20 protein-coding genes and 1 tRNA gene are annotated in these 24,349 nt (G+C 34.7%); 14 read left to right on the top strand and 7 right to left on the bottom strand.

Annotated features, from left to right (window positions below):
- The first annotated feature begins 1 nt into the window (after position 1).
- The 7 genes from KQS_RS08055 (at position 2) to KQS_RS08030 (ending at position 4,650) form a co-directional block, all read left to right on the top strand.
- Positions 2-544, top strand: coding sequence for a hypothetical protein (locus tag KQS_RS08055; protein ID WP_014388688.1), 543 nt, complete (start codon positions 2-4; stop codon positions 542-544).
- Positions 535-1,005, top strand: coding sequence for a hypothetical protein (locus KQS_RS08050; protein ID WP_014388687.1), 471 nt, complete (start codon positions 535-537; stop codon positions 1,003-1,005). The genes KQS_RS08055 and KQS_RS08050 overlap by 10 nt, the downstream gene beginning before the upstream one ends.
- 128 nt (positions 1,006-1,133) lie before the next feature.
- On the top strand, positions 1,134-3,146 hold the full coding sequence (locus tag KQS_RS14025) for an ArdC family protein (RefSeq protein ID WP_162141186.1): 2,013 nt from the start codon (positions 1,134-1,136) through the stop codon (positions 3,144-3,146).
- Positions 3,147-3,162: 16 nt separating this feature from the next.
- Complete coding sequence (locus KQS_RS14410; RefSeq protein ID WP_014388685.1) at positions 3,163-3,333, top strand: hypothetical protein; 171 nt, start codon at positions 3,163-3,165, stop codon at positions 3,331-3,333.
- 149 nt (positions 3,334-3,482) lie between these two features.
- On the top strand, positions 3,483-3,872 hold the full coding sequence (locus KQS_RS08040; RefSeq protein ID WP_014388684.1) for a hypothetical protein: 390 nt from the start codon (positions 3,483-3,485) through the stop codon (positions 3,870-3,872).
- Positions 3,873-3,884: 12 nt separating this feature from the next.
- Positions 3,885-4,121 (top strand): DUF3784 domain-containing protein, encoded by a 237-nt coding sequence (locus tag KQS_RS14730; protein WP_041252056.1) that lies wholly within the window; start codon positions 3,885-3,887, stop codon positions 4,119-4,121.
- A gap of 118 nt (positions 4,122-4,239) precedes the next feature.
- The gene (locus KQS_RS08030; RefSeq protein ID WP_157868411.1) at positions 4,240-4,650 is read left to right on the top strand and encodes a PH domain-containing protein; all 411 of its coding nucleotides are present in this window, start codon (positions 4,240-4,242) and stop codon (positions 4,648-4,650) included.
- Between the two features lie 134 nt (positions 4,651-4,784).
- On the opposite strand, the gene KQS_RS08025 is transcribed toward KQS_RS08030, so the two are convergent.
- Genes KQS_RS08025 through KQS_RS08015 form a run of 3 tightly spaced genes read right to left on the bottom strand, consistent with a single transcriptional unit; the run spans position 4,785 to position 9,505 of the window.
- Positions 4,785-5,468, bottom strand: a complete 684-nt coding sequence (locus KQS_RS08025) for a hypothetical protein (RefSeq protein ID WP_014388683.1) — start codon at positions 5,466-5,468, stop codon at positions 4,785-4,787.
- A 9-nt stretch (positions 5,469-5,477) separates the two neighbouring features.
- Positions 5,478-7,352: a UvrD-helicase domain-containing protein gene (locus KQS_RS08020; RefSeq protein WP_014388682.1), complete on the bottom strand. Its 1,875-nt coding sequence runs from the start codon at positions 7,350-7,352 to the stop codon at positions 5,478-5,480.
- 2 nt (positions 7,353-7,354) lie between these two features.
- Positions 7,355-9,505 carry an ATP-dependent endonuclease gene (locus tag KQS_RS08015; RefSeq protein ID WP_041252261.1) on the bottom strand — a complete coding sequence of 717 codons (2,151 nt, stop codon included), beginning with the start codon at positions 9,503-9,505 and terminating at the stop codon, positions 7,355-7,357.
- 329 nt (positions 9,506-9,834) lie between these two features.
- Here KQS_RS08015 and KQS_RS08010 point away from each other — a divergent pair, with 329 nt between their 5' ends.
- The 3 genes from KQS_RS08010 (at position 9,835) to KQS_RS08000 (ending at position 11,701) form a co-directional block, all read left to right on the top strand.
- Positions 9,835-10,410 (top strand): DUF6088 family protein, encoded by a 576-nt coding sequence (locus tag KQS_RS08010; protein WP_014388680.1) that lies wholly within the window; start codon positions 9,835-9,837, stop codon positions 10,408-10,410.
- A 1-nt stretch (position 10,411) separates the two neighbouring features.
- Positions 10,412-11,362, top strand: a complete 951-nt coding sequence (locus KQS_RS08005; protein ID WP_014388679.1) for a nucleotidyl transferase AbiEii/AbiGii toxin family protein — start codon at positions 10,412-10,414, stop codon at positions 11,360-11,362.
- A gap of 251 nt (positions 11,363-11,613) precedes the next feature.
- Positions 11,614-11,701 (top strand) — tRNA-Ser (locus KQS_RS08000).
- A 1,060-nt stretch (positions 11,702-12,761) separates the two neighbouring features.
- On the opposite strand, the gene KQS_RS07995 is transcribed toward KQS_RS08000, so the two are convergent.
- The 4 genes from KQS_RS07995 to KQS_RS07980 form a co-directional block, all read right to left on the bottom strand.
- Complete coding sequence (locus KQS_RS07995) at positions 12,762-14,165, bottom strand: T9SS type A sorting domain-containing protein (RefSeq protein WP_014388678.1); 1,404 nt, start codon at positions 14,163-14,165, stop codon at positions 12,762-12,764.
- Positions 14,166-14,334: 169 nt separating this feature from the next.
- Entirely contained in the window at positions 14,335-15,738 is a 1,404-nt protein-coding gene (locus tag KQS_RS07990) for a T9SS type A sorting domain-containing protein (protein WP_014388677.1), read from the bottom strand.
- Between the two features lie 141 nt (positions 15,739-15,879).
- A complete protein-coding gene (locus KQS_RS07985) occupies positions 15,880-17,283 on the bottom strand; it encodes a T9SS type A sorting domain-containing protein (RefSeq protein WP_014388676.1) in 1,404 nt (467 codons plus the stop codon).
- Positions 17,284-17,334: 51 nt separating this feature from the next.
- On the bottom strand, positions 17,335-19,302 hold the full coding sequence (locus tag KQS_RS07980) for a T9SS type A sorting domain-containing protein (protein WP_041252053.1): 1,968 nt from the start codon (positions 19,300-19,302) through the stop codon (positions 17,335-17,337).
- Positions 19,303-19,521: 219 nt separating this feature from the next.
- On the opposite strand from KQS_RS07980, the gene KQS_RS07970 reads away from it, so the two are divergent.
- The 4 genes from KQS_RS07970 to KQS_RS07955 all read left to right on the top strand — a co-directional run bounded on the left by KQS_RS07970 (position 19,522) and on the right by KQS_RS07955 (position 23,714).
- Positions 19,522-20,696, top strand: a protein-coding gene (locus KQS_RS07970) for an IS3 family transposase (protein ID WP_242400756.1) whose coding sequence is annotated in 2 segments (ribosomal slippage) — positions 19,522-19,789 and positions 19,789-20,696 — 1,176 coding nt in all. Because the reading frame shifts where the segments join, the coding sequence is not laid out codon by codon here.
- A 51-nt stretch (positions 20,697-20,747) separates the two neighbouring features.
- Positions 20,748-21,257, top strand: a complete 510-nt coding sequence (locus KQS_RS07965) for a hypothetical protein (RefSeq protein ID WP_041252052.1) — start codon at positions 20,748-20,750, stop codon at positions 21,255-21,257.
- 411 nt (positions 21,258-21,668) lie between these two features.
- Positions 21,669-22,529, top strand: coding sequence for a hypothetical protein (locus KQS_RS07960; protein WP_014388675.1), 861 nt, complete (start codon positions 21,669-21,671; stop codon positions 22,527-22,529).
- Between the two features lie 876 nt (positions 22,530-23,405).
- Positions 23,406-23,714 carry a GIY-YIG nuclease family protein gene (locus KQS_RS07955; protein ID WP_014388673.1) on the top strand — a complete coding sequence of 103 codons (309 nt, stop codon included), beginning with the start codon at positions 23,406-23,408 and terminating at the stop codon, positions 23,712-23,714.
- Positions 23,715-24,349: the final 635 nt, after the last annotated feature.

The following is a 24,349-nucleotide window of genomic DNA, read 5'->3' as shown; positions in this document are numbered from 1 at the left end:
CATGAAAAAGTTAATCTACTATATCATCTTGTTTGTCATTTCCAGTATGGTTTTTACAAGTTGTTCTTCAGCTAAAAAATTAAAGCAGGAAAACACGTTGCTTAAAAATGAAATTCAGAAAAGAGACAGTATAAAAAATACAGTTATTAATCGGGCAATTGATGATAAGTTAGTTACCCCGATTACACAAAGTCAAACAGGAAATATAGTTTTTGATAGTTTGGTTAATGCCAAGGTAGATGAAATTTTATCCAAGTTAAATACCTCAAAAAAATCTGGAGATAACAGCTATAAACTCATTTACGACAAACTTAAAAAACAATTAGAGTTTTATGCTCAAATCGCTCAAACCAAAAATGAAAATACAGCGGTAAAAAATGAAAAAGTAAAGACAATTATCCAGGTTAAAAAGATTCCTATTGCAGTTGAAAAAAACTTATCAAAATTGGAGAAATTTTTAATGGGATTAGGGATTTTGGCATTATTCTATATCGGATTTAAGATAGTATTTCTAATCAGAAAAAAGACTACTGTATGGGAATAAGAGCAAAACATATTGTAATCACTGGGGCATTATTAGGCATTGGAGCATTATGGTACAAGAATAAACTCAATAAATGGAAAGAAACAATGAAAAAATTAAAAGCATTACCTACTGGAATTAGAAATTTCGATATTAATTTCAAACGGATGCGCTTTAATTTGGATGTTACCATTTACAATCCTACAAGCGATAATTTCAACCCTGATGGTGTAGTTGCCACCGTTAAGCGAATTATCCTCAAAGATAAAACAGCCAAGCGAATAGCTACCATCACAGTAAATAAATGCTTTTTATCCATTCCTGCTAAAGGAAAACATGTACTAAAGGATCTGATTGTGGAAGTTCCAATACTAGAGAACATTTCCAACTGGCAAAACCTTTCTCAGATTAAAAGCATAAATGATATCCAGACTGAAACGATTCTAGGAGTTTTAGGCAAAGAGTATTCAATAATAAAATAAACATGGATTTAATAACTTCATTCAATAATCTTAACGGTAAAACTGTAAAACGCTCCGTTTTAAAATCCCTTTTAAAAAGAGCTAAAAAGCAGAAACATTCGATTATTACAAGTCGCATTAGCAAAGTTTTGGAGCAAAACAATGATATTCTTTTCACTATTGAAATAATGGATTTTATTGAATCTACTGGACTTAGTGGAGCAGAGCAAAGAATCATTCTTCCAACATTAGAATACATATCTGAAGAAGATACAGAAGGTGGGCTAAATGGCGTTTCTCCTGATGATATTTACAGTTATATCACGGATTTAATTATTAATACGATTGAGAAAGTTGGGCATTTGCCATGGCAAAAAGACTGGGTAGGCTCAGGTTCTGATGGTGCAGCTAAAAATTATGTTAGCAAGAAAGAATATACCGGAGCAAACTTCCTACTCAATTTTGATATAAAATTTGATAAAGATGGTAAAGGCTATTTGGTACCGATTAAATTCATCCAGCCGTATTACTTAACGTTCAATCAGATTAAAGAAACTGGTGCAAGCCTAAAGAAAGACAGCAAAGCAAGACGTGTGATTTATTACACAATGATTTTTAGTTTCGATAATGGTGTTTTGCAATTCAAAACTACGGACAGAGAAAAGTTCACAGAGTTTGTAAAATCTAATGGTCTAACCAAGGAAGATTTAAGAGAACATCTTACTAAAATTCCCGTAATTAAGTATTACAATGTTTTTAGAGCAGACGATTGCACAGGATTGAAATTCCCTGAACCGACAGGCAATAAAGATGTGAACCCAATTGAACAGGCTCAAAATCTTATTGATGGTTATAAAGACCCGCCTACTTACACTTTTGTTGGAGATAGAGCCTATTATCAGCCTTCTACCGATAAACTCAATATGCCTAATATTAAAGCGTTCAAAAAAGAGGCTTCGTATTACTGTACTTTTTTCCACGAGTTAACCCATTCAACTGGAGCAAAAAAAAGATTGAACAGGGATATGACAGGAACTTTTGGAAGTAAACCTTATGCTTATGAGGAACTCATTGCAGAACTCGGAGCGGTTTTCATGTGTTCTGAATCTGGAATACTATTTCAGACCAAAGAAAATTCAGCTAAGTATCTTAAAAATTGGAACACTGTTTTGGTGAGTGAATTAGAAAATGATAATCGCTTTTTCTTGAAAGCTTCAGCACAATCTCAAAAAGCAGTGAATTACATATTAGGTAGAAATACTGAAAGTGAAGAAACAGAAATAGTGAAAGAAGAGGTTAAAAAAGTAGCATCAAAAAGACCAGGAAAGAAAAAGGTAAAAGCGAAAGTTACCAGAACTAAAAAAGCAGGACTTTCGGCTTCAATTGAAGTAATCAAAAATACTGAATCAAATAGAAAAAGAACTGTGCCAACTGTTGTAAAAAGAAGAGAAAAGCCTAATATTTCTAATCAAGATAAAAGCCTTAATGAGCTTGAAAAACTTGGCTTTATTTCAGCTAATTCTGCTCCACAGGAGGCTAAAGATGTCTTTGTTCTAGGTGGAGAAATTGGTAAGTTTTTACAAAAACAACAGCCTCATAAAGCTTTAATCCTGATAAAAGGTAACAAGCACAGTTCTAAATCACAGTTGGCCATGCAGATTGCAAATGCTTTTGGAGAACAACAAACGCCAGTAGCCTACATTGATTATGAGCAAGGCGGAATTGAAAGCAAAGACACAGTGGATAGTATCAACAGAAATACTACTGAAGCTGGGAGAAAGTACATAGCTATAAAAGGTTATTTAGAAAATCCTTTTGAAGAATTGCAAGGATTCTGCAAGGTGGTTAAAGTCATTATTGCCGATTCGGTAACTGATTTGAAAATCACAGCAGACCAATTAAATTATTTACGAACAAAATACCCGAAAATTATTTGGTGTTTTATCTCTCAAGTCAAAGAAAATGGAGCGATGTACGGCGGTAATAAGATGGCACATAATCCGACTTCAGTGATTCATTGTTCATCTCATCAAGATCCAAAACAACGATTTGCTACACTAGAGAAAAATAGAGGAAATGACCTCACTTTAAAATATTCGATGTACTATAAGAAAGTAGTGAATAAACCTAAAAAGAACAAATTATCATTTAAAGTCAAATAACTTAAAATCAGAAATCATGGTAGCGAAAAAAACAAAATCGAAATCGAAAAAAAAGAAAACTATCTCTGCAAAGAAAATGTGCAGTAGAATTATCCAAAGAGAGGGTGTTAAAAAAGACGGAACTCTTAAAAAAGGTTATCGTTATGTCAAAGGAGGCAGAGTTGTGAAAGCTAAAGCAAAGAAATAGTTTTTGATTTGGTTGATTGGTAAAGCCGTGTTGCAGAGATGTAACATGGCTTTTAATTTGGTGGAAAATACATTTTTACCAAATTATTTTACTAATTTTGAATAAATACTTTCTTTATAACAAAATAACTTTAAATAGGATAAAATTTAATGAAAATATTATTAGCAAAATACATTATAATTTTCTTTGGTTTATTTTTTATACTAGTAGGATTTCTAATGCTTTTCAAGCCTGAAAAAGCAAGAGAAACATTAAGGAAAGCAGGAAGTACAAATTTAATAAACTACGCTGAAATAACTATACGAATTATACCAGCTGCGGCATTAATTACCTATTCTGACTTTTCTAAGTTCCCCGAAGTATTCAGGATTTTTGGTTGCTTTATGCTTTTTACTTCGTTGGTTCTTTATTTTGTTCCTAGGCAACTTCATCATAATTTCTCCAATAAATCTGCCGATATATTAAAACCACTTTATTTTCAATTTATTTCTTCATTATCTTTTATAATAGGATTGTTGATAATTTATAGTGTTAGCTGAAATTTTACGCCAATGATATTCGCAATTACATTTTTGAGTCTTATTTTTTTAGGATTAGCATTTTTAGTTACTGAAAATAACGCTAAATATTTGCTTTCAGGATATAACACAATGTCTGAAGAAGAAAGACAAAAATTTGATATTAAATCTTATATAGCTTATATTAAAAATTTCCACATTTTCTTAGGAATATCAATATTTATTATTGGTTCAATTTTATATTATTTTATATTATTTTATAAATCCTGATTGGAGCGGAATTTTTATAGCAACTTATCCCATAATTTCTTATGTTTATTTCATTTGGAAAGGGAATCGATTTTCAAAAATAAACGACAAAAAAAAGAATCTGAAAACTATAATTACGATGAGTTTTATGTTCGTTGTTTTTATAGCAATTGTTGCAATGTTTTATTATAGTCTACAGGATAATCAAATTGAGATCAATGATAATTTGGTTAGAATTAAAGGTGATTATGGAATAGACATAAGAACAAATGAAATTAAGTCAATTGAACTCGTGAATGAATTACCCGAAATATCAATAAAGACAAATGGTTTTGCATTACAAACTATAAGAAAAGGAAATTTTAAAACCAAAAATGGTGAAAATGTAAATTTGTTTATTAATTCTGTTGAACAACCTATAATATATATTACAACTAATACCAATCAGAAAATTTATTATTCATCTAAAGAAAAATCAAAAAATCTTCGACCAACTAATAAATGTAATAAAAAAATAAAACTTCTGCTAAGGCGGTTTTATAAAAGCTAGGGTTCAGTTTGTATCAGGAAGAGCACGCCAGAAGATAAGTAAGTTTATAAAAATTGATGATTAAAAAGCATATATCAAAAGTAGATATCTTTTTAAATCATTAAGAAAATTATTAACATTTTTCATTCCTTCAATTACTTAAAAAATTCTATAATCTCTTTCCATCCAATAATAACTGAGATGATTATTCCAATAACTGTTACCCAAAAAGCATATTTGGCCAAATTATCTTTTGGTGATTTATGTGAGACTTTTTGATTTTTAATTTTACTTCCATTGTTAATAATGACATTTTCAGCATTATTTATCTGTGTATTGTAATCGATTTCTTTTTTCATTTTTGAATTGACCCAATCAGTCACTATTACTTCTAGATTATTGTAATCACTTTCAGCATCATTGTTCTCTTCTTTCCTCTTTCTTATTATTGAGAGTATTTCATATTTGATATGTTTAATAAAATCTTCGTCATTACCTTTATAGAAATGTAAATGATATTCAATAAAGCTTGTTGATTTATACAACGGACTAAATCTTGTTAGAAAATCTACAAAAGAATGGTCAAGATAGTTATTGATGAACTGAAATTTTTCATTTTCAGAGTGTTTCAGTTTATTAGCTGCATATAAGATTGAAGGGTAAAGACTAATTTCAAATTTATCATCCTTTGGATTGATTGAGGTATAACTTTCCGTAAGTTTTCCATCTGAAAGCAAATAGAATTCTTCCATAAGAATTTCAGTAAGTTCATTATCATTTTCACCTTTATATTCTTTTTTAGGTAGATGTACTTTAAAATAATTATGATGTTCTATCATTATGTGAATCTATTTAATAATTTCTACTTCGTTATCAATAAACCAACCATAATTAATTATATTTTTCTTCAATTCTTCTGGTGTATCTGTATAGGAGACAATTGCTAAGCTTTCTTTAGCTCTACTACATGCAACATAAAACAGTCTCAATGTTCTATCGATTCCAGTTTCTTTACCTTCATCAATGTTCTTTTGATCGGTTGAAGTTAAAGGTTTTATTCCAAACAATTTATCATAACTGAACATAAATCCTTTTGATTCTTCATCATCTATAATTACCATTACTCGGTCAAATTCTAATCCTTTAACTCCTTGGTGTGTACCAAAAGTAGATTCTTCATTTATGTATTTGCTATATTCTATTATCTCAGAAAACTTTGCAGTTAGGGCAACTTCCCAAGCTCCTAAAATATCACCATCCTCATCTAATTCTTCCTCATTTTCAATCACTTCAGCACCTGTTCTTGCTAAGACTAATTTTAAGGTTGATGGAGTTTTAAATAGATTAGCTTCATTAATCTTTTCTAATATTTCTAGTAAAGTAGGTTGGTTTCCCTCGATCCATAAAGATAGTAATTCATTTACTTTTTCATTTGTTGAATGGAATGTGCTTAATTTATTTTCTTCTTTTAAAAGCGCTTGTTTATTAACTAATTCTGAATGCTTTTTTACGATGTTTGCAATTTCAAATTTATTGTTTTTTATATGTGCTTGATATAAAGGTAAAACTATTTTAGAAAATAAATTAATCGACGTTGAAGTTCCGTCTAATAAACTTGTTTTAATCTTATCAACAGCATAAAGAGGGTCAAAAAATGTAGAAAATCCCATCCTTCTTGCTGCCATATGATGTTCTAAAGTAAGTGTCATTACATCAGTATCGTCATTCTCCCATTTTTCATCATCTGTACATTCCTTCATTTTTTGACAAATAAGTTTTTCTACTTCTGATTTGTTTTTCGCCCTAGATACGGCAAATAATCTAACTACACCATCTGTTTTTTCTGTCCTAGGGAGTTGTTCTTGACCGTCAATTTCACTTCTGATTTTATTTATTAAATCAATTATTCTTTTTTTAGAACGATGATTCATTTTTTTTGCAGGTTGTATCCAATCAGCTGGCAGTCCAACACCTAAATTCTCTTTCCCGTCAACATAAATCCTTTGCATAGTATCTCCAAACAAACCCAATGATAATTTTTCTTTATACTGGTTCTGAAGTTCAAACAGCGCATCAATTAACTCTTTCTTGGTATCTTGGCTTTCGTCAATAAGAATAACGGGGAACTTATTTAACAATATCTGTTTAAACAAAGTCTTTGACTTGATAAAATTAGCAGTAATTGAAATAACCTCGCTATGATTTAGAGAATCCTTTGTTATATTATCACCATTAGGATTATAGATGAATTTTTTAATTTTACTTAATGAAGCTAATCTTTCCCTCTTTGATTCAATTTTCTTAGCCCTACCTATAGATGTTTTATTTACTCCTCTGCTTTTAGATTGTTGTTCTTCTAGATCAGCAATTTCCACAATTAAGTTATTATTAATCCATACCTTAATATCGGGAGTGAAATTTTTAATTAAATCCCAAGAAAAACTATGGATTGTACTTACGCTAAAAATACTATTGTGTTCTAATCTTCGAGTAATTTCATCTGCTGCTGCATTAGTATAAGTTATAATCGCGATTTTTTTATTCCGAAATTTAAAATTTGCTCCATGTTGTTCTTTAAAACGTGAAAGTACATTGATTAAAGTCTTTGTCTTTCCAGATCCCGCACCAGCAAATAAAAAAAAACTTTTAGGAGAATTTGGATCAATACATTCGTAAATCTCATTATCTACATGAATATCTATGTCGTTGTTATATTGAGTCATACTTATGAGTTTAGTCCTTGTTTATTACTTTTAAGTTGCTCTTCAACCCATTCTAATCCCTCTTTAATGTATACTGGAGTATTTATGTTTTTGGGGTCTTCGAAATACAATACATCTAATGCAAATTCAGCCTTTTTGCTTTGAGGTTCAGTTATAATTGAATATGTCTCTTTAACAAATTCTTGTAAATTATCCTTTTTTGAAGCATCAACCATTTTTCTTAAAAGACCTGTTGGCTTATCGATTGATTTAAATCCTTCTTTATTCTCGATTACCAATGAATCCTCAAATGTGTAAGGATTTGCATAAATACTACTTCCCTCATTAACAAGCTCTACGTCAATTTGATATGCCACTCGAATTGGTAAGTCAGATTTTACCTTCTTATCAAAAGTTAAGTTCAATAAGTCGTCTAAAAGTTCTTTTTGAGGATGCCATGTTTTTAGAGTATCATTATTTGTTTTATAATTTTTACCTAATTCTGGTTGACATTTTTTTCCATTATTACTTGGGTCAACTGAATCAATATCTGTTATAACCAAACATATTATTCCTAATGTTTCAATTAAAGGTTTCAATCTATGGGCATGACTTCCTCCAATTTCTAAAATGGTAATATAACAATTATCCAATAACGGATGAAAGTTTTTTATAAAGTGGGGAATGAGCATTCTTTCAGCCGGCCCCTCAACTAAAATAACAGCATCAGCAAAAAATATATCGTTATGTGTAGTGTTTAAGTATCTTTTTGTGAATTTAGTAGATTCATCTTCTGTTCCAAAAGTTGTGGATAGATTTATTACTTCAGAAGTAGATAAAGTGTTAGAGACATTTCTTTTAAAATATCTCAAACTAATAAACTTATGATGGGCGAGATAGCTTGAATGAGTACTTATAACCAATTGAGTCGTAAAATCTTTCTTGTCTTCTAAATTTCCGTTATTCCTTAAAACACTATATGCTTTTTTTATAAAAACTTGTTGGACTTGGGTATGTAGATGTGCCTCTGGTTCTTCAATCAAAACTAAATGTAATGGTTCAATTATTTCATCTTCACTTATAGAATTTTTACCCACTCTCATCCAATCATCTCTAAATCTGATTAATTTAAATATGATAGATATTAAATTTTGATAACCTAATCCATTATATTTTTCTGGTAGAGATAATCCCTCGTCAAGATAATATTGAACTGCTGAATCGTGTTGAAGACCATCTGAAGTAGAAACTTGAGTCGAAAGTTGAATTTGTGGGTTTCCAAATCCAGGGTAATTTAAACTTTCGAGTTCAGAAAGAGATGTTTTAAAACTTTCCTTTAAATTTTTATCAAAAGCATCTTGTGCAGTATTAATGGATTCTAAAGCATCTATATCACTTTCTGTTGGTTCTAATGTTGGATTTAAGTGTTTATCATAATATGCTCTTAATTGAGATGATAATTTTTTATCATTTTTGTTTTCAGAAGGCTCTGAATTTGCATCGCTGAATCCACGCTGCGCATTTATAATATCAATTCTGATTAGGCCTTTCAAAACATCACCATCTAAAGCTATACTGTTTTCAGATAATTCTTGTCTTTCAGTAGATTTTTCTGGGTCAAGTAAATATGTTTTTACTGTAAAATGTGAACTTAGTTTCCTCTCACAAAAATCCCAAAATGTTTTTGGCCATAATTTAAATTTTTTGCCTTTTTCACTTAGTAATGAATTTGCTTTATTATATGTAGTGGAAAATTCCTGAATCAAATCTATCATTTCTTTTGGTTCATATCGTAATCGTATCCCAAGTAATCCTCCTTTCCAATCTAACGTCGGTATAATGTGGCTAACATAGTGTAGCTCGCTATCTTCGACTTGAATCCAAACGTCTAATGTAGGTAGATAGTTTTCTAATATTTTAATTGATTGTTTTTCTTCTGTCAATTCTTCATCACTAACCCAATTTTCGGCAATTTTATTTAACTCTTTCCAATTGTTTAATGTGAAGTCTTGAGTTTTGAAAATTTTTGTTTTCAGGAATATAATTAATGCATCCATAGCAGTTGTTTTACCACTATTATTAGCGCCTACAAAAATTGTCTCTTCTTCTGAGAAATCAATTTTACAAGATTGAAGCTTTCTGAAATTTCTAATTTCAATGAAGTCGATTTTCATATATAGATGTTGTTTTTTTAGATAGTTAGGTAATAATATTAACTTTAAGAAAATATCATACAATTTCTGATTCATTTAAGAGAAAATGATGAGAATTATTATGTGCAAGATAAGGAAACGATTTCTGTTTGTAAAGAATTTCCGCTCATAATAAACTTGGAGTATTTTTTTAAAAAAAACTTATTCAAATTTAAGATATCTAATCTTAATCATTTTTTATTTTATATCACCACAAGATAATAAGTCTAAAAAGAACTATAATAAATAATATTGCATGAATTTTCAATAAAAATATATGCAATTAAATATTATTTGCTAACTTTGTACTTATGAATAAATTACAGGAATTAAAAAAACATTTAAAAAGAGGAAAAGTATACCGTAGGGCTGATTTATCTAAGTGGTCAAAATCCGTTGACCGTCACTTGGATGAGTTAGTACAGGAAGGCACTTTACAAAAACTGTCTCAAGGGTTATACTATTATCCTGAAGTAACTGTCTTTGGCGAGACACCTCCTGAAGAAGAAGTATTGGTGCGCTCTTTTCTTAAAGACAAACGTTTTTTGGTAACTTCCTTAAATGCATATAATACATTGGGAGTAGGAACTACTCAATTATATAATGGTAAAACGGTTTATAACCATAAACGTCATGGAGATTTTAATCTTGGTGGTATGATGTTTTCATTTAGGGTCAAACCACATTTCCCGTTAAAAGCAACTCCCGAATTTTTATTAGTTGACCTATTGAATAACCTTGATCAATTGGCTGAAGACTCTAATGAAGTAGTATTAAAAGTGCGTTCCAAAGCAAGAACAATGGATGTTCGTAAACTAAAAAAATCACTTCAAGAATATGGTAGTGTTAAAGCAAAAAAAATGTTAGAGCCTGTTTTCACAGTATAATATGCCTGATTACTTACATAACCATAAAAACTTCCGTGATTTGCTTCGTATTGTAGGAGCAGGATTAAGTATTGAGCCTGGTCTTGTTGAAAAAGACTATTGGATTATGCATGTTTTATACGGTCTAAAAAAACAAGGGTTTCAATTTGAACTTAAAGGAGGGACTTCATTATCCAAAGGACATGGGATCATACACCGTTTTTCCGAAGACATAGACATCCATATTAAGCCACCTGTTGAAATGGAAATAAATGAAAATCCAAACAACAATAAGCCTAAAAATATTCAAAAAAGGAAAGACTTTTACGATGGGTTGGCAAAAGAAATAAAAGTAGATGGAATCATATCTATAATAAGAGATGAAGAATTTGATGATAAAAGACAATACCGTAGTGGCGGTATACGGTTGCATTATGAAACTTTGACAGAACCCGTTGATGGAGCTAAAGAAGGAATATTATTGGAAGTTGGATTTGACACTGTAACACCCAACAATCCAAAAACAATATCATCTTGGGCGTATGAAAAAGCAATACAACAAAAAGTAGATATAATTGATAATAGGGCTGTAGATATTGCTTGTTATCACATTGGCTATACTTTTGTTGAAAAATTACAGACTATTGCAACCAAGTTCAGACAAGAACAAGAGGATAATACAGAAAGACAAAATTTGATGCGCCAATACTATGATGTCTATAGCTTGTTAAAAAATGATGCGGTAAAAGCATTTATTGGTAAAGAAGAATATCAAACACACAAAGCAAATCGTTTTCCTCTCAAAGACTATGAAATACCTATTGCTGAAAATGAAGCTTTTTTACTCAGTAACCCTGAACTTAGGGAACGATTCATAGAACGCTATAAAAAAACGAAAAAATTATATTATAAAGGTCAACCTGATTTTAATGATTTGCTTACTGAAATCGGAAAATGGGTTGAAAAATTATGATAAGAAAAAAGATGTTCAATAATTGAACATCTTTTTTTAAATTATACTTGTATGTAAGTTTTATTTGATTATATTTGCACTCGTAAGATTTCGAAAATTTGCTAGTCAAAATAGAGGAGCAAAAGCGAGACCCTAAAAAAGGAAAAAAGTATATAATCCTTATATATCAACGCATAAGAGAAGAGTTACAATTCCCTCTTTCTCCGCAAAATTTACTTATTGAACGACTTATTTAATATCGCAACGATATTGGAGGAATGGCAGAGTGGTCGAATGCGGCAGTCTTGAAAACTGTTGACTGTAACAGGTCCGGGGGTTCGAATCCCTCTTCCTCCGCCAGCTGGAAAGCAAATTGAATCAAAACCCTTTAAATCTTTGTATTTAAAGGGTTTTTTGTTTAACCACCTAAGTATTTGTTTTTTTTTGCATCACATGTAGGAGAACAAATATGACACTTTTGAATATACGGAAAATTTTACTGTTAACAAAGGACTAAAAACAACTTTTACCCTCTACTTTTAAATACACAGAGAAAGTAATTTTCTATTATTGTCCAGATTTTTTAAATGTATGAATAGTGTTATCGAAATAATGTATTTATATTTGAAAAACAACAAAATAGCGTATATGCACTCAAATTAGAGCGATTACACTACTTTCAAACATAAATAAATACGTTGTGTGTCACTTTTGTGTGACAAATAACAATAAGAAAATAGAAAATAATGAAAAATAATTTGCTTTAAATTTCAATTATCATTTTTGTTTAAACTTGTTACAAAAAAACAGATGAGAACTATCTTTTAAACTAAAATGATTCAATTAAAGGAGACTCAACAAAAAGCATCAATATTAAAAATAGAATTGAAATAAAAGAACCTGAATGGGAGAAAATTGAAATTCTAAATCGTGTTTAACATTTGAAGAAATAATTGATTTTCAATCTACATTAAAAGGATGGACTTATCTACCAGATAATGTAAATATTGATGTTCAAGATTTAGCTGAAAGCTGCTTACTAAAACTACCACCAACCAGTATTCAAGTTTCAAGTTCAACATTCAAACTTCTGATTTCAGGTTTCAAGTTTAAAGTTTAACATGCAACATTCTACCTTCTAAATTCTACTTCTAAATTCTAAATTAAGAAACCATCAACCACCAACCAACAACCAACAACCAACAACCAAAAGTCAGGTTTCAAGTTTAACATTCAATTTTTCAATTTTTCAATCTTTCTATCTTTCAAAATTCTAATTTCTAAATTCTACTTCTAAATTCTAAATTCTAAATTCTGCCTTCTAAATTCTAAATTAAGAAACCATCAACCACCAACCAACAACCAACAACCAAAAGCCAGGTTTCAGTTTCTAACTTCTAATTTCAAATCCTCAAATCCCTTATTGTTTTATCAATTTTTCTTGAATTATTATTTTGCTTTTGTTTTGTATGGTTACTAGGTATATTCCTTCTTGAAGCTGTTCTAAAGGTATTTCTCTGTTTCCGGTGAGTCCGTGTACGTTACGTTGGTAAACGGTTCTACCAAAGAGGTCGTAAACGATTAAGTCGGTGGGTTGTTCGTTTAAATCGTAAGCAATGGTTACGGTTTGTTTTGCCGGGTTAGGGTAGAGGTCTAAGGCGGTTATTTTATTAAACCCTTGTGTGGTTAAGGGCACAGCACAAACGCCTGGAGTGAGTTGCGGAGTTAAATAATAGGTAGCATCATAATCCATTCCATTGCCAAACTCACCATAATAGTTTATCCCCCAGTACCACACGGTTCCGTCTGTTTTAGTAGCCATGAATGTTTGAAAATCACGCGCTTGTACGGTGTCCCAATTGGTAGCCGAGCCGAGTTGTACGGGATAATAGCGATCAATGGTGGTTCCATCACCAACTTGCCCGTTGTAATTGCGTCCCCAGCCCCATAGGGTGCCGTCGCTTTTGATTCCAAAAGAGGTATTGACCCCAGTAGTGAAATACTTCCACGTATCGGTGCTGATTTGTTGGGCGGTAGTAGTAGTGGGGATGCTGGTACCAATTCCCATTGCCGGTCCTGCTCCCCAGGACCATAGGGTGCCATCACTTTTTTGTGCTAAAATTTGGGTACCCCCCGAACTGATTTTCACCCAATCGGTTTGACTGTTAACAAGTGTAGGTGTAGTATAATACGTTACATCAGAACCAAAGTGTAATAGATTATGTAAATTTGAACCCCAACCCCAAATGGTTCCGTCTGCTTTGATGGCAAAATTGGTTCCACTGGTTCCACTAGAAAGGTCTACCCAATCGGTATCGGTTCCAATTTGTACAGGAGTCATTTGTTGTTCTATGGCTGGGGCAAAGCCCAATTGGTAGTAATTGTTCATGCCCCATCCCCAAAGGGTCCCATCGGTTTTTAAAGCAAGGGTATAATATTGGGTAGGTGAAATTTTTAACCAATTGGTTGCGGCAGTGATGGGTTGAAAAGTACTAAAGGTTTGTGTGGAGGTATTAAGACCTAAAATTCCTTTGTAATTGCTACCACAGCCCCACAAAGTGCCGTTGTCTTTAATAGCAAAAGTAGTTTTGCCTCCTAGGTAGAAGCGGTTCCAATCGGTAGCGGTACTCACTTGCACAGGTAAAGGTTCTGTATCATTGGTGGTACCTAATTCTCCATATCCTCCATATCCCCAACCCCATAAGGTGCCGTTGCTACTTTCGCCTATAGTATGTCCACCTCCAAATTGTAGGTTTTGGTAACATTGTGCAGTGGTGGTTAGACCAAAACTTAAACTGCCTAAAAAAAGTAAAAGTTGTTTCATATGTTGGTTGTTGGTTGTTGGTTGATGGTTGATGGTTGTTGGTTTCAAGTTCAACATTCTAATTTCTAATTTCTAATTTCTAATTTCTATCTTCTAAATTCTACCTTCCAAATTCCAAATTCAAATCTTCAAATCTTCAAATCTTCAAATCCTCAAATCCTCAAATCCCTTATTGTTTTATCAATTTTTCTTGAATTATTATTTTGCTTTTGTTTTGTATGGTTACTAGGTATATTCCTTCTTGAAGCTGTTCTAAAGGTATTTCTCTGTTTCCTATTAGTCCGTGTACGTTACGTTGGTAAACGGTTCTACCAAAGAGGTCGTAAACGATTAAGTCGGTGGGTTGTTCGTTTAAGTCGTAAGCAATGGTTACGGTTTGTTTTGCCGGGTTAGGGTAAAGGTCTAAGGCGGTTATCTTATTAAACCCTTGTGTGGTTAAGGGCACAGCACAAACGCCAGGAGTGAGTTGCGGAGTTAAATAATAGGTAGCATCATAATCCATTCCATTGCCAAATTCACCATAATAGTTTATCCCCCAGTACCACACGGTTCCGTCTGTTTTAGTAGCCATGAATGTTTCAAATTCTCCAGCTTGAACGGTATCCCAATTGGTAGCCGAGCCTAGTTGTACGGGATAATAGCGATCAATGGTGGTTCCATCACCAACTTGCCCGTTGTAATTGAGCCCCCAGCCCCATAGGGTGCCGTCGCTTTTAATACCAAAGGAGGTATTCAACCCAGTAGTAAAATACTTCCACGTATCGGGGCTGATTTGTTGGGCAGTAGTAGTAGTGGGGATGCTGGTACCTATTCCCATAGGGGCACCTTCTCCCCAAGACCACAGAGTGCCATCACTTTTTTGCGCCAAGATGTGTAATCCTCCTGAACTGATTTTCACCCAATCGGTTTGACTGTTAACAAGTGTGGGTGTAGTGTAATACGTTACACTTGATCCGGGATACAGTTGACTATGTAAATTTGAACCCCATCCCCAAATGGTACCGTCTGCTTTTATGGCAAAATTGGTTCCACTGGTTCCACTGGAAAGCTCTACCCAATCGGTATCGGTTCCAATTTGCACAGGAGTCATTTGTTGTTCTATGGCCGGGGCAAAGCCCAATTGGTAGTAATTGTTCATGCCCCATCCCCAAAGGGTACCGTCGGTTTTTAAAGCAAGCGTATAAAGTTGGGCAGGTGAAATTTTCAGCCAATTGGTGGCAGCAGTGATGGGTTGAAAGGTACTAAAGGTTTGTGTGGTAGTATTAAGGCCTAATACCCCTTTGTAATTACTGCCGCACCCCCACAAGGTGCCGTTGTCTTTAATAGCAAAAGTAGTTTTGGCTCCTAGGTAGAATCGGTTCCAATCGGTAGCGGTATTCACTTGTACAGGTAAGGGCTCTGATTCATTGGTGGTGCCTAATTGTTCCCAAAAACTAACACCCCAGCCCCATAAAGTACCGTTGCTACTTTCTCCAATAGTGTGAGTACCTCCAAATTGTAGGTTTTGGTAGCACTGGGCTGTAGTGGTTAGACCAAAACTTAAACTGCCTAAAAAAAGTAAAAGTTGTTTCATATGTTGGTTGTTGGTTGATGGTTGTTGGTTTCAAGTTCAACATTCTAATTTCTAATTTCTATCTTCTAAATTCTACCTTCCAAATTCCAAATTCAAATCTTCAAATCTTCAAATCTTCAAATCCTCAAATCCTCAAATCCCTTATTGTTTTATCAATTTTTCTTGAATTATTATTTTGCTTTTGTTTTGTACAGTTACTAGGTATATTCCTTCTTGAAGCTGTTCTAAAGGTATTTCTCTGTTTCCTATTAGTCCGTGTACGTTACGTTGGTAAACGGTTCTACCAAAGAGGTCGTATATAATTAAGTCGGTGGGTTGTTCGTTTAAGTCGTAAGCAATGGTTACAGTTTGTTTTGCTGGATTCGGGTAGAGGTCTAAGGCGGTTATCTTATTAAACCCTTGTGTAGTTAAGGGCACAGCACAAACGCCAGGAGTGAGTTGGGGAGTTAAAAAAAAGGTGGTATCATAATCCATACCATTGCCAAATTCACCGTAGTAATTGGAACCCCAATACCATACGGTTCCGTCTGTTTTAGTAGCCATGAATGTTTGATAATCTCGGGCTTGCACGGTATCCCAATTGGTAGCCGAGCCGAGTTGTACGGGATAATAGCGATCAATGGTGGTACCATCACCGACTTGCCCGTTATTATTGAGCCCCCAGCCCCAAAGGGTGCCGTCGCTTTTGATTCCAAAGGAGGTATTGACCCCAGTTGTGAAATACTTCCACGTATCGGTGCTGATTTGTTGGGCGGTAGTAGTAGTGGGGATGCTGGTACCTATTCCCATAGGGGCACCTGATCCCCAGGACCACAGGGTGCCATCACTTTTTTGTGCTAAGATGTGTAATCCTCCTGAACTGATTTTAACCCAATCGGTTTGGCTGTTGACAAGTGTGGGTGTAGTATAATACGTTACATCAGAACCAAAGTGTAATTGATTATGTAAATTTGAACCCCATCCCCAAATGGTGCCGTCTGCTTTTATGGCAAAATTGGTTCCACTGGTTCCACTGGAAAGGTCTACCCAATCAGTATCGGTTCCAATTTGTACGGGAGTCATTTGTTGTTCTATGGCTGGGGCAAAGCCCAGTTGGTAGTAGTTGTTCATGCCCCATCCCCAAAGGGTACCGTCGGTTTTTAAAGCAAGGGTATAATATTGGGTAGGTGAAATCTTCAGCCAATTGGTGGCAGCAGTGATGGGTTGAAAAGTACTAAAGGTTTGTGTGGAGGTATTAAGGCCCAATACCCCTTTGTAATTACTACCACAGCCCCACAAGGTGCCGTTGTCTTTTATAGCAAAAGTGGTTGTAGCACTTAAGTAGTAGCGGTTCCAATCAGTAGCGGTACTCACTTGCACAGGTAAGGGTTCCGTTTCATTGGTGGTACCTAATTGGGAATAGGAACCAAATCCCCAACCCCATAAAGTACCGTTGCTACTTTCACCTATAGTATGCTCACCTCCAAATTGTAGGTTTTGGTAGCACTGGGCTGTAGTGGTTAGACCAAAACTTAAACTGCCTAAAAAAAGTAAAAGTTGTTTCATAGGATGTTGTATTAAATAAAAGAGGCAGGCAGCTGCCTGCCTCTTTAGATATTAGTTTTTAATTAATTTCTGTTGCCATAGAAGCTGATTGCCCTCTTTAACTACCACCAGGTATAACCCACTTGGGTAATGCTGGGTGCTAAGTGCAAGTTGCCCTTGAGACGAAGATAAGGTTTTTCTATCAATTATTCGTCCAGATAAATCGTAAATTTCTAATTGACATGAAGGATTTGGTACAGAATACGTAAAAGTTACCACATCATGTGTAGGATTCGGATATAGATTTAATTCAACCGTATTCTTTTCTGATTGAGCAAATGTTTTAAGTGGACTCACTTTACTGTTGGTATTATCTCCACATTCCGGAATGAATACTTCAAATTCATTGATACAATCTATGAAGCCCTCTTTGTAAGGCACAGTTGCTTGTAAGTTCCAAAATGTAGTGCCACTGACAAACGGACTTTGTGGAATGATGGTTATTGTAAATGTATTGGTCGTTCCGGGAACTATAGTAAAGGTAGACGGAATAATAATCACATTGTTAAAAGTATCACTCAATGTAGCCTGAATCGGTACGGTATAATTACTTGAAACGTTGAATGTTGCTGTATAGGCACAATACGGTCCTTCTTGAACATGAATTTTTTCTATATCAACACGTTCCCATTTACATTTGTCGCAATTGGTTGTTGAATACACCAAGGGATCCGATTCTAAAGAACAACTACCCGTATCAATAGTCAGGGTGTATGTACCATCTTTAACAAGCGGGAAAGGATCAGCCAATCCAGGTCCTCCTGAAGCGACAGACGATCCGTCTTGATTCCAACTCCACTGGTTTAAGGATACATTAGGTCCAATTAAATAATTGGCTTCGGTCGTACAATCTTGGTAACAACCCGTAGGGAAAATCCAAATGTAATCTTCCGGACTCTTAGGAACTACGATTTGCGCAGTTGTGCTGCAGCCTCCCACAGTTGCGGTAACTTCAAAAGGCCCTCCATTTGGAACAACGATAGTTTGCCCCGTAGCGCCTGTACTCCAATTGTAGAAGATGTTAGTCCCGTTAGAAGGCAAGGCTTTAATGGTAACTTCATAAGGGTTGCAATGGATTTGAACATCAAAAGCAATGCTTTGAACGGCCTCTTCTACCACTATGTTTTGGGTAAACGTAGCCGAACAACCTTGGAATGAAGTGGCAGTTACGCTCACGGTATGGGATCCTACGCCAAGTAAACCTGTAAAGTCAGCTTCATATAAATTTGCAAACTGCGGATAGGTTGTTCCGTCCACCGCCCATTGCACCAAGGCATTTGAACTGATGCTTAGTTTGATGTTGCTGTTGGCACAAAAACTCGTCTCTCCTGTAAATTTCACACTCGGCAGGACATTAAATACCGGTTTGATTTGGTTAGGTGTAAAATATTTACATCCATTAATAGTATTAATTTTTAGCCAATAGAATCCAGTATCATAAACGGTCAATGTAGGATTGGTCGCCCCCGGTATTGGCGTATTGCCTTTCATCCATATATATTGACTGATGGCACATTCGTTGCTGCCCGCTTGGTAACTAAGTGTTACTCCTTGACCTTCACATACAGTTGCATTGGCCGGATTGGCTACTAAAGTACCCGAGAAACAGGCTTTTGGAATGAATACCGTTGTTGTTAACACCTTACTACATCCCAAAGCATTGGTAATAGTACAAGTTACGGTATAATTTTGATTTGGGGTGTTGAAGACTTTATCAACGGTAGTATTTGTATTTGATGAATTGTCGCCAAAATCCCAAATCACTGAAGAGCTTGTAGATAAAGGGAATGATAAGTTGAATCTTACAGGATTATCATGACAAAATATTGGAGCACCTCCATTCACCACAATGGCAATTGCAGGACTAATACCTTGTAAATTCACATTGAATTGTTTGGTGCACACATACGTTGGTGTTCCGCTTAAAGTGCCTTCTATTTCTAATTTAAAAGTGTAGTTACCAGCGGCCAGGTTATTCATTTCAAATACGCTCAAACTCGGGTTGTAGGCAATTGGTCCAATAAAAGAACTTGCACTAGTCGGTTTGTAGTAAAAACGCAGTTGTTTATTGGTCACCGGATCATAGAAAATAGAATTATCAATAAAATTAACGTTAAAGGTATTGTTTCCATTACACTGAACTGGATATACTAATTTAGCTTCCAGTATGAGTTAAGAATAAAATCTTATTTTTAACATATGAAACGAGAAAGAAAAATCTATGATCCAGCTTTTAAGACAAAAGCAGTTCAATTAAGTAATGAAAGAGATAATATTTCAGAACTGGCAAGAGAACTAGGAATAAAAGTTAGTTTACTTTATAAATGGCGAAAAGAATACGAAGAATTTGGCGAAGGCAGTTTTCCTGGAAAAGGAAATCTTAAACTAACACCAGAACAAGAAAAGATTGTTGAGCTTGAGAAAAAGCTAAAAGATGCAGAACTAGAACGTGATATATTAAAAAAAGCAATCGGCATTTTTTCCAAGAGCGGTCGATGAAATATAAATTCATTAAACATCATGAATATCTATTTTCGATTGAAAAAATGTGTAAAGTGTTAGAAGTTGGTTCTAGTAGTTATTATAAATGGAAAAGCAAAACGCTTTCTAAAAGAACAATTAGAAAAAACGAAATAAAACAACAAATAACAACCATTTATTTTGCCTCAAAACAACGCTATGGAAGTCCAAGAATCACTATTGAGTTAAATACATTGGGCTACAAAATATCAAGAATAACAGTTGCAAAATATATGAATGAACTTGGTTTAAAAAGTAAATTAAGTAAGAAATTCAAAGTTACCACCGATTCAAAGCATAATTATTTAGTGGTAGAAAATGTGTTGAATAGAAACTTTATGGTTGCTAATCCATCAAAAGTTTGGGTATCAGACATCACTTATATTCAAACCAAAGAAGGATTTTTATATCTAACAACAATCATCGATTTGTACGACCGTAAAATGATTGGTTGGAGTTTAAGCAACACAATGAATACTGAAGATACAACTCTCTCAGCGTGGAAAATGGCTATAAAAAATAGAATCGTTGAGAAAGGATTGATTTTTCATTCTGACAGAGGAGTTCAATATGCAAACAAAAAATTTGCAAATACAATTGAATCTTACGGAGTAATTAGAAGTATGAGTAGAAAAGGAAATTGTTGGGATAATGCAGTAGCAGAAAGCTTTTTTAAATCATTGAAGACCGAATTAATTTATGGCAATAAACTAATAACTAAAAAGCAAATGGAACTGGAAATCTTTGAATACATCGAAATTTGGTATAATAAAAAAAGACGCCACAGTTCATTGAATTATAAAACAATCGAAGAATTTAATAATCAAAAAAACATTTACAAAAATGTAGCTTAACTTAAACTGTAATTTTTATTTGCATATCCAAAACCCAGTATCGCCAGTTTAGTGGAAATCAATAGAGGGTCAAAAAACGAGTACGACGTGGCCGATTTTATTGATTTACCGGCTTGGGCCATTTTAATTCGCGTACTTGTTGATTATGAAACGGATTCTTTTGTGTCGATCCTCCTCGCAGGGTCGGTCGCTTTAGTAGCAATTTGTATTTTTCTATTTGTTACCCATGAAAAAATTAGGCAGTCCAACAAGGACAAATGGTGGATTTATAGTTCTATTTTCTTTAGCTTTTTTGTGTATAGTTTTAGTGCCGTAATTGCCGTGAATTGTTCTTTTGATACTTCGGAACCTCAAGTGTATGAAACAACGGTTATTGATAAGTACATTAGTCGCGGGAAGCATACAAACTATTACATTAAAGTGAAGCCATGGGGACATCATTACGATGTTGAGAGTATACGAGTTCCTTCAAGTGACTATTCGAATTATCAGGTAAATCAGAAAACAATGATTGATTATAAGGAAGGTTTATTGGGAATTCCGTGGTATTATTTGGAGTAATAGGGAATAGTTTGTAAATAACATATATTTGCAACGTTTGTCCACAACGTTTGTCCGCACAGTTTGTCCACAATGTTTGTCAACCTGAACTCGTTTCAGGTTCTTGTGAATGGATGCTGACTCGAGCATAGCGAACAGGCGAAAGCAAACGAGTTCAGTATGACAAGGAGGGGCGCATAGAATAGGGGTAAGCAAACGAATTCAGTAGGTTTATTGACGAGATGCTGAAACGAGTTCAGCATGACAAGGATTACGTATAGAACAGGCGTTAGCAAACGAGTTCAGTAGGTGAATAGGCGAGATGCTGAAATAAATTCAGCATGACAAAGAGGGGCGCATAGAACAGGCGTTAGCAAACGAGTGTACAAGAACAAATAAAAAAGAAACATAAAAAAATCAAATATAAAAAAAATGAAAGCAACGATTACTTCAGTCTTATTAGTAGCTGTGTTTACGCTAAGTGCGCAGCAAAAGAAAACTACGACATTACCTGCTTACCGTTCGGTGTATGAGTTACAAGCCTTGCAACAATTGGAGTCTTCCATTAAAGATCCCGTAGAGCAAAATGAATTTTTTGAGCATGTTTATGTAGTTCAACAACTGCATCAATTAAAAACAATGGAAAGTCAAGATTTTGAATTGGGTGTGCTTCAACAATTGCCTACACCCGTATTGTATCAGTTTGTACGTGATTTTTTGGTAGAATATACGGCTGTAGATGCGCGTAAATTGTCGGTTAAAGAGATAAATGAAAAAGCAGAAAGCGATTCCATTACTCGAAGAGAAAGGCTTGCTGTATTAGCGCAACAGTTTCGTTCCAATGATTCTACTTTTGAGGCTAGTTTACATGCGTATATAGCACCAAGTTCTGGAATGTGTAATTCGATGATTAGCGATTATAAAGCACCAATTTATACCATTGAAGGTAGTTGTGGTACCGGAGCAAGTTTACATTATAACTATGTATTAATAAAGTCTAATTCTTATAAAGATTTGGGAGATGGCGTGAGTAAATTGAATAAAGCCGAGTTGGCTAAACTTGAAAAAGCCATAAAAGCCAAATTCAAAACGTATGCCTTTTTAGCCGCTCGTTCAGGTGCTATTATAGAACCACATGAAGATGGAACGTATAGTGTAACGGTGATGGGGTATCAAAAAGAAGAAGCCATGGCAACCGGTGGTTCTCTTGAAGTGATGTATAAAACAAAAGACTTTAAAACCATACTTCCTAATTCTATAAGCGTTAAGAAATTAGCTGAGATTGAATATTAGTAAACGACGTGCTGGTTCTCATGATGAGGTAAACAGATTAGATGCTGAAATCGAAGATTCAACGTAGTTAAATGAATTCAGTAGGTCAAAGAGGGGCGTATAGTTTGTACATAACGTATGTCCGCACAGTTTGTCCACCTGAACTTGGTTACTTCGTCCGTTCGCAAGCTCGGGTCAGGTTCTCTTGTATGTATGCTGACTCGAGCGAATAGAACAGGCGTAAGCAAACGAGTTTAATAGGTTTATTGACGAGATGCTGACTCGAGCGTAGCGAACAGGCGAAAGCAAACGAGTTCAGCATGACAAGGATTGCGTATAGTTTGTACATAACGTTTGTCCGCACAGTTTGTCAACCTGAACTTGGTTCAGGTTCTCTTGTATGGATGCAGACTCGAGCGAATAGAACAGGCGTAAGCAAACGAGTTCAGTAGGTTTATTGACGAGATGCTGAAACGAGTTCAGCATGACAAAGAGGGGCGCATAGAATAGGGGTAAGCAAACGAGTTTAATAGGTTTATTGACGAGATGCTGGCTCGAGCATAGCGAACAGGCGTAAGCAAACGAGTTCAGCATGACAAAGAGGATGCATATAACTGGTGTAAGTAAATAATTTTTGTAGGTAAAAGATTGCGTATGGTTAGTGCGTTACATATATTTGCAACGATTGTCCGCACAGTTTGTACATAACGTATATCCGCACAGTTTGTCAACCTGAACTCGTTTCAGGTTCTAAAGAGAGATGCTGACTTTAATGAGATGAACAGGCGTAAGCAAACGAGTTTAATAGGTTTATTGACGAGATGCTGAAATAAATTCAGCATGACAAGGAGGGGCGCATAGAATTGGCGTAAGCAGACAAGTTCGGAATGATATCATATGGCAAAAAGAAGTTACCACAACTATTGGGTCTATATTTTAACCAACAAACCAAAAGGAACCTTGTACATAGGAGTTACGGGAGGGATAGATGATCGTATGGAACGGCATTTGAAAGGTGAAGGCTCAAAGTTTACTGCGAAATACAAGCTAAAGATGTTGGTGTATTATGAAGAATTTCAATACATCCATGATGCTATTGCTCGTGAAAAACAATTGAAAAATTGGCACAGACAGTGGAAGATTAATTTGATTGAAGCGGATAATCCTAATTGGGAGAACCTTTGGAAGGGGGATGTAGAAGTGTAGCGGTAGATTGTCCACAACGTTTGTCCGTAATGTTTGTCCGTAATGTTTATCTGAAGTGTTTGTCCGCACTGTTTGTCAACCTGAACTTGGTTCAGGTTCTCATGATGAGGTAAACAGGCGTAAGCAAACAAGTTCAGTAGGTTTATTGACGAGATGCTGAAACGAGTTCAGCATGACAAAGAGGGGCGCTTAGAACAGGCGTTAGCAAACGAGTTAGGAATGACAAGGATTGCGGATAGTTTTTACATAACGTATGTCCGAACAGTTTGTCAACCTGAACTTGGTTCAGGTTCTAAAATAACTGTCGAGATGCTGAAACGAGTTCAGCATGACAAGGATTACGTAGCGAACAGGCGTTAGCAAACGAGAGATTCCGAAACGAGTTCGGAATGACAAGGATTGCGTACAGTTTGTCCGCAACGTTTGTCCGCAACGTTTGTCAACCTGAACTTGGTTCAGGTTCTCTTGTATGGATGCTGACTCGAGTGAAGCGAACAGGCGAAAGCAAACGAGTTCAGCATGACAAAGAGGGGCGCTTAGAACAGGCGTAAGCAAACGAGAGATTCCGAAACAAGTTCGGAATGACAAAGAGGGGCGCATAGAATTGGCGTTAGCAAACGAGTTAGGAATGACAA

The organism is Flavobacterium indicum GPTSA100-9 = DSM 17447, assembly GCF_000455605.1.
Lineage (GTDB): Bacteria > Bacteroidota > Bacteroidia > Flavobacteriales > Flavobacteriaceae > Flavobacterium > Flavobacterium indicum.
Note: the sequence above shows the minus strand (reverse complement) of the source record. Positions and strands in the feature narration are given on the sequence as shown.

Bases quoted from the DNA above. Each gene is read 5' to 3' on its own strand.
- KQS_RS08050 (WP_014388687.1), top strand. From the start codon at position 535: ATGGGAATAAGAGCAAAACATATTGTAATCACTGGGGCATTATTAGGC.
- KQS_RS07955 (WP_014388673.1), top strand. From the start codon at position 23,406: ATGGCAAAAAGAAGTTACCACAACTATTGGGTCTATATTTTAACCAAC.
- KQS_RS08020 (WP_014388682.1), bottom strand. From the start codon at position 7,352: ATGACTCAATATAACAACGACATAGATATTCATGTAGATAATGAGATT.
- KQS_RS08005 (WP_014388679.1), top strand. From the start codon at position 10,412: ATGCCTGATTACTTACATAACCATAAAAACTTCCGTGATTTGCTTCGT.
- KQS_RS08015 (WP_041252261.1), bottom strand. From the start codon at position 9,505: ATGAAAATCGACTTCATTGAAATTAGAAATTTCAGAAAGCTTCAATCT.
- KQS_RS07985 (WP_014388676.1), bottom strand. From the start codon at position 17,283: ATGAAACAACTTTTACTTTTTTTAGGCAGTTTAAGTTTTGGTCTAACC.
- KQS_RS08030 (WP_157868411.1), top strand. From the start codon at position 4,240: ATGAGTTTTATGTTCGTTGTTTTTATAGCAATTGTTGCAATGTTTTAT.
- KQS_RS14410 (WP_014388685.1), top strand. From the start codon at position 3,163: ATGGTAGCGAAAAAAACAAAATCGAAATCGAAAAAAAAGAAAACTATC.
- KQS_RS07995 (WP_014388678.1), bottom strand. From the start codon at position 14,165: ATGAAACAACTTTTACTTTTTTTAGGCAGTTTAAGTTTTGGTCTAACC.
- KQS_RS08010 (WP_014388680.1), top strand. From the start codon at position 9,835: ATGAATAAATTACAGGAATTAAAAAAACATTTAAAAAGAGGAAAAGTA.
- KQS_RS08055 (WP_014388688.1), top strand. From the start codon at position 2: ATGAAAAAGTTAATCTACTATATCATCTTGTTTGTCATTTCCAGTATG.
- KQS_RS08040 (WP_014388684.1), top strand. From the start codon at position 3,483: ATGAAAATATTATTAGCAAAATACATTATAATTTTCTTTGGTTTATTT.
- KQS_RS07980 (WP_041252053.1), bottom strand. From the start codon at position 19,302: ATGAATAACCTGGCCGCTGGTAACTACACTTTTAAATTAGAAATAGAA.
- KQS_RS07990 (WP_014388677.1), bottom strand. From the start codon at position 15,738: ATGAAACAACTTTTACTTTTTTTAGGCAGTTTAAGTTTTGGTCTAACC.
- KQS_RS14730 (WP_041252056.1), top strand. From the start codon at position 3,885: ATGATATTCGCAATTACATTTTTGAGTCTTATTTTTTTAGGATTAGCA.
- KQS_RS07960 (WP_014388675.1), top strand. From the start codon at position 21,669: ATGAAAGCAACGATTACTTCAGTCTTATTAGTAGCTGTGTTTACGCTA.
- KQS_RS08025 (WP_014388683.1), bottom strand. From the start codon at position 5,468: ATGATAGAACATCATAATTATTTTAAAGTACATCTACCTAAAAAAGAA.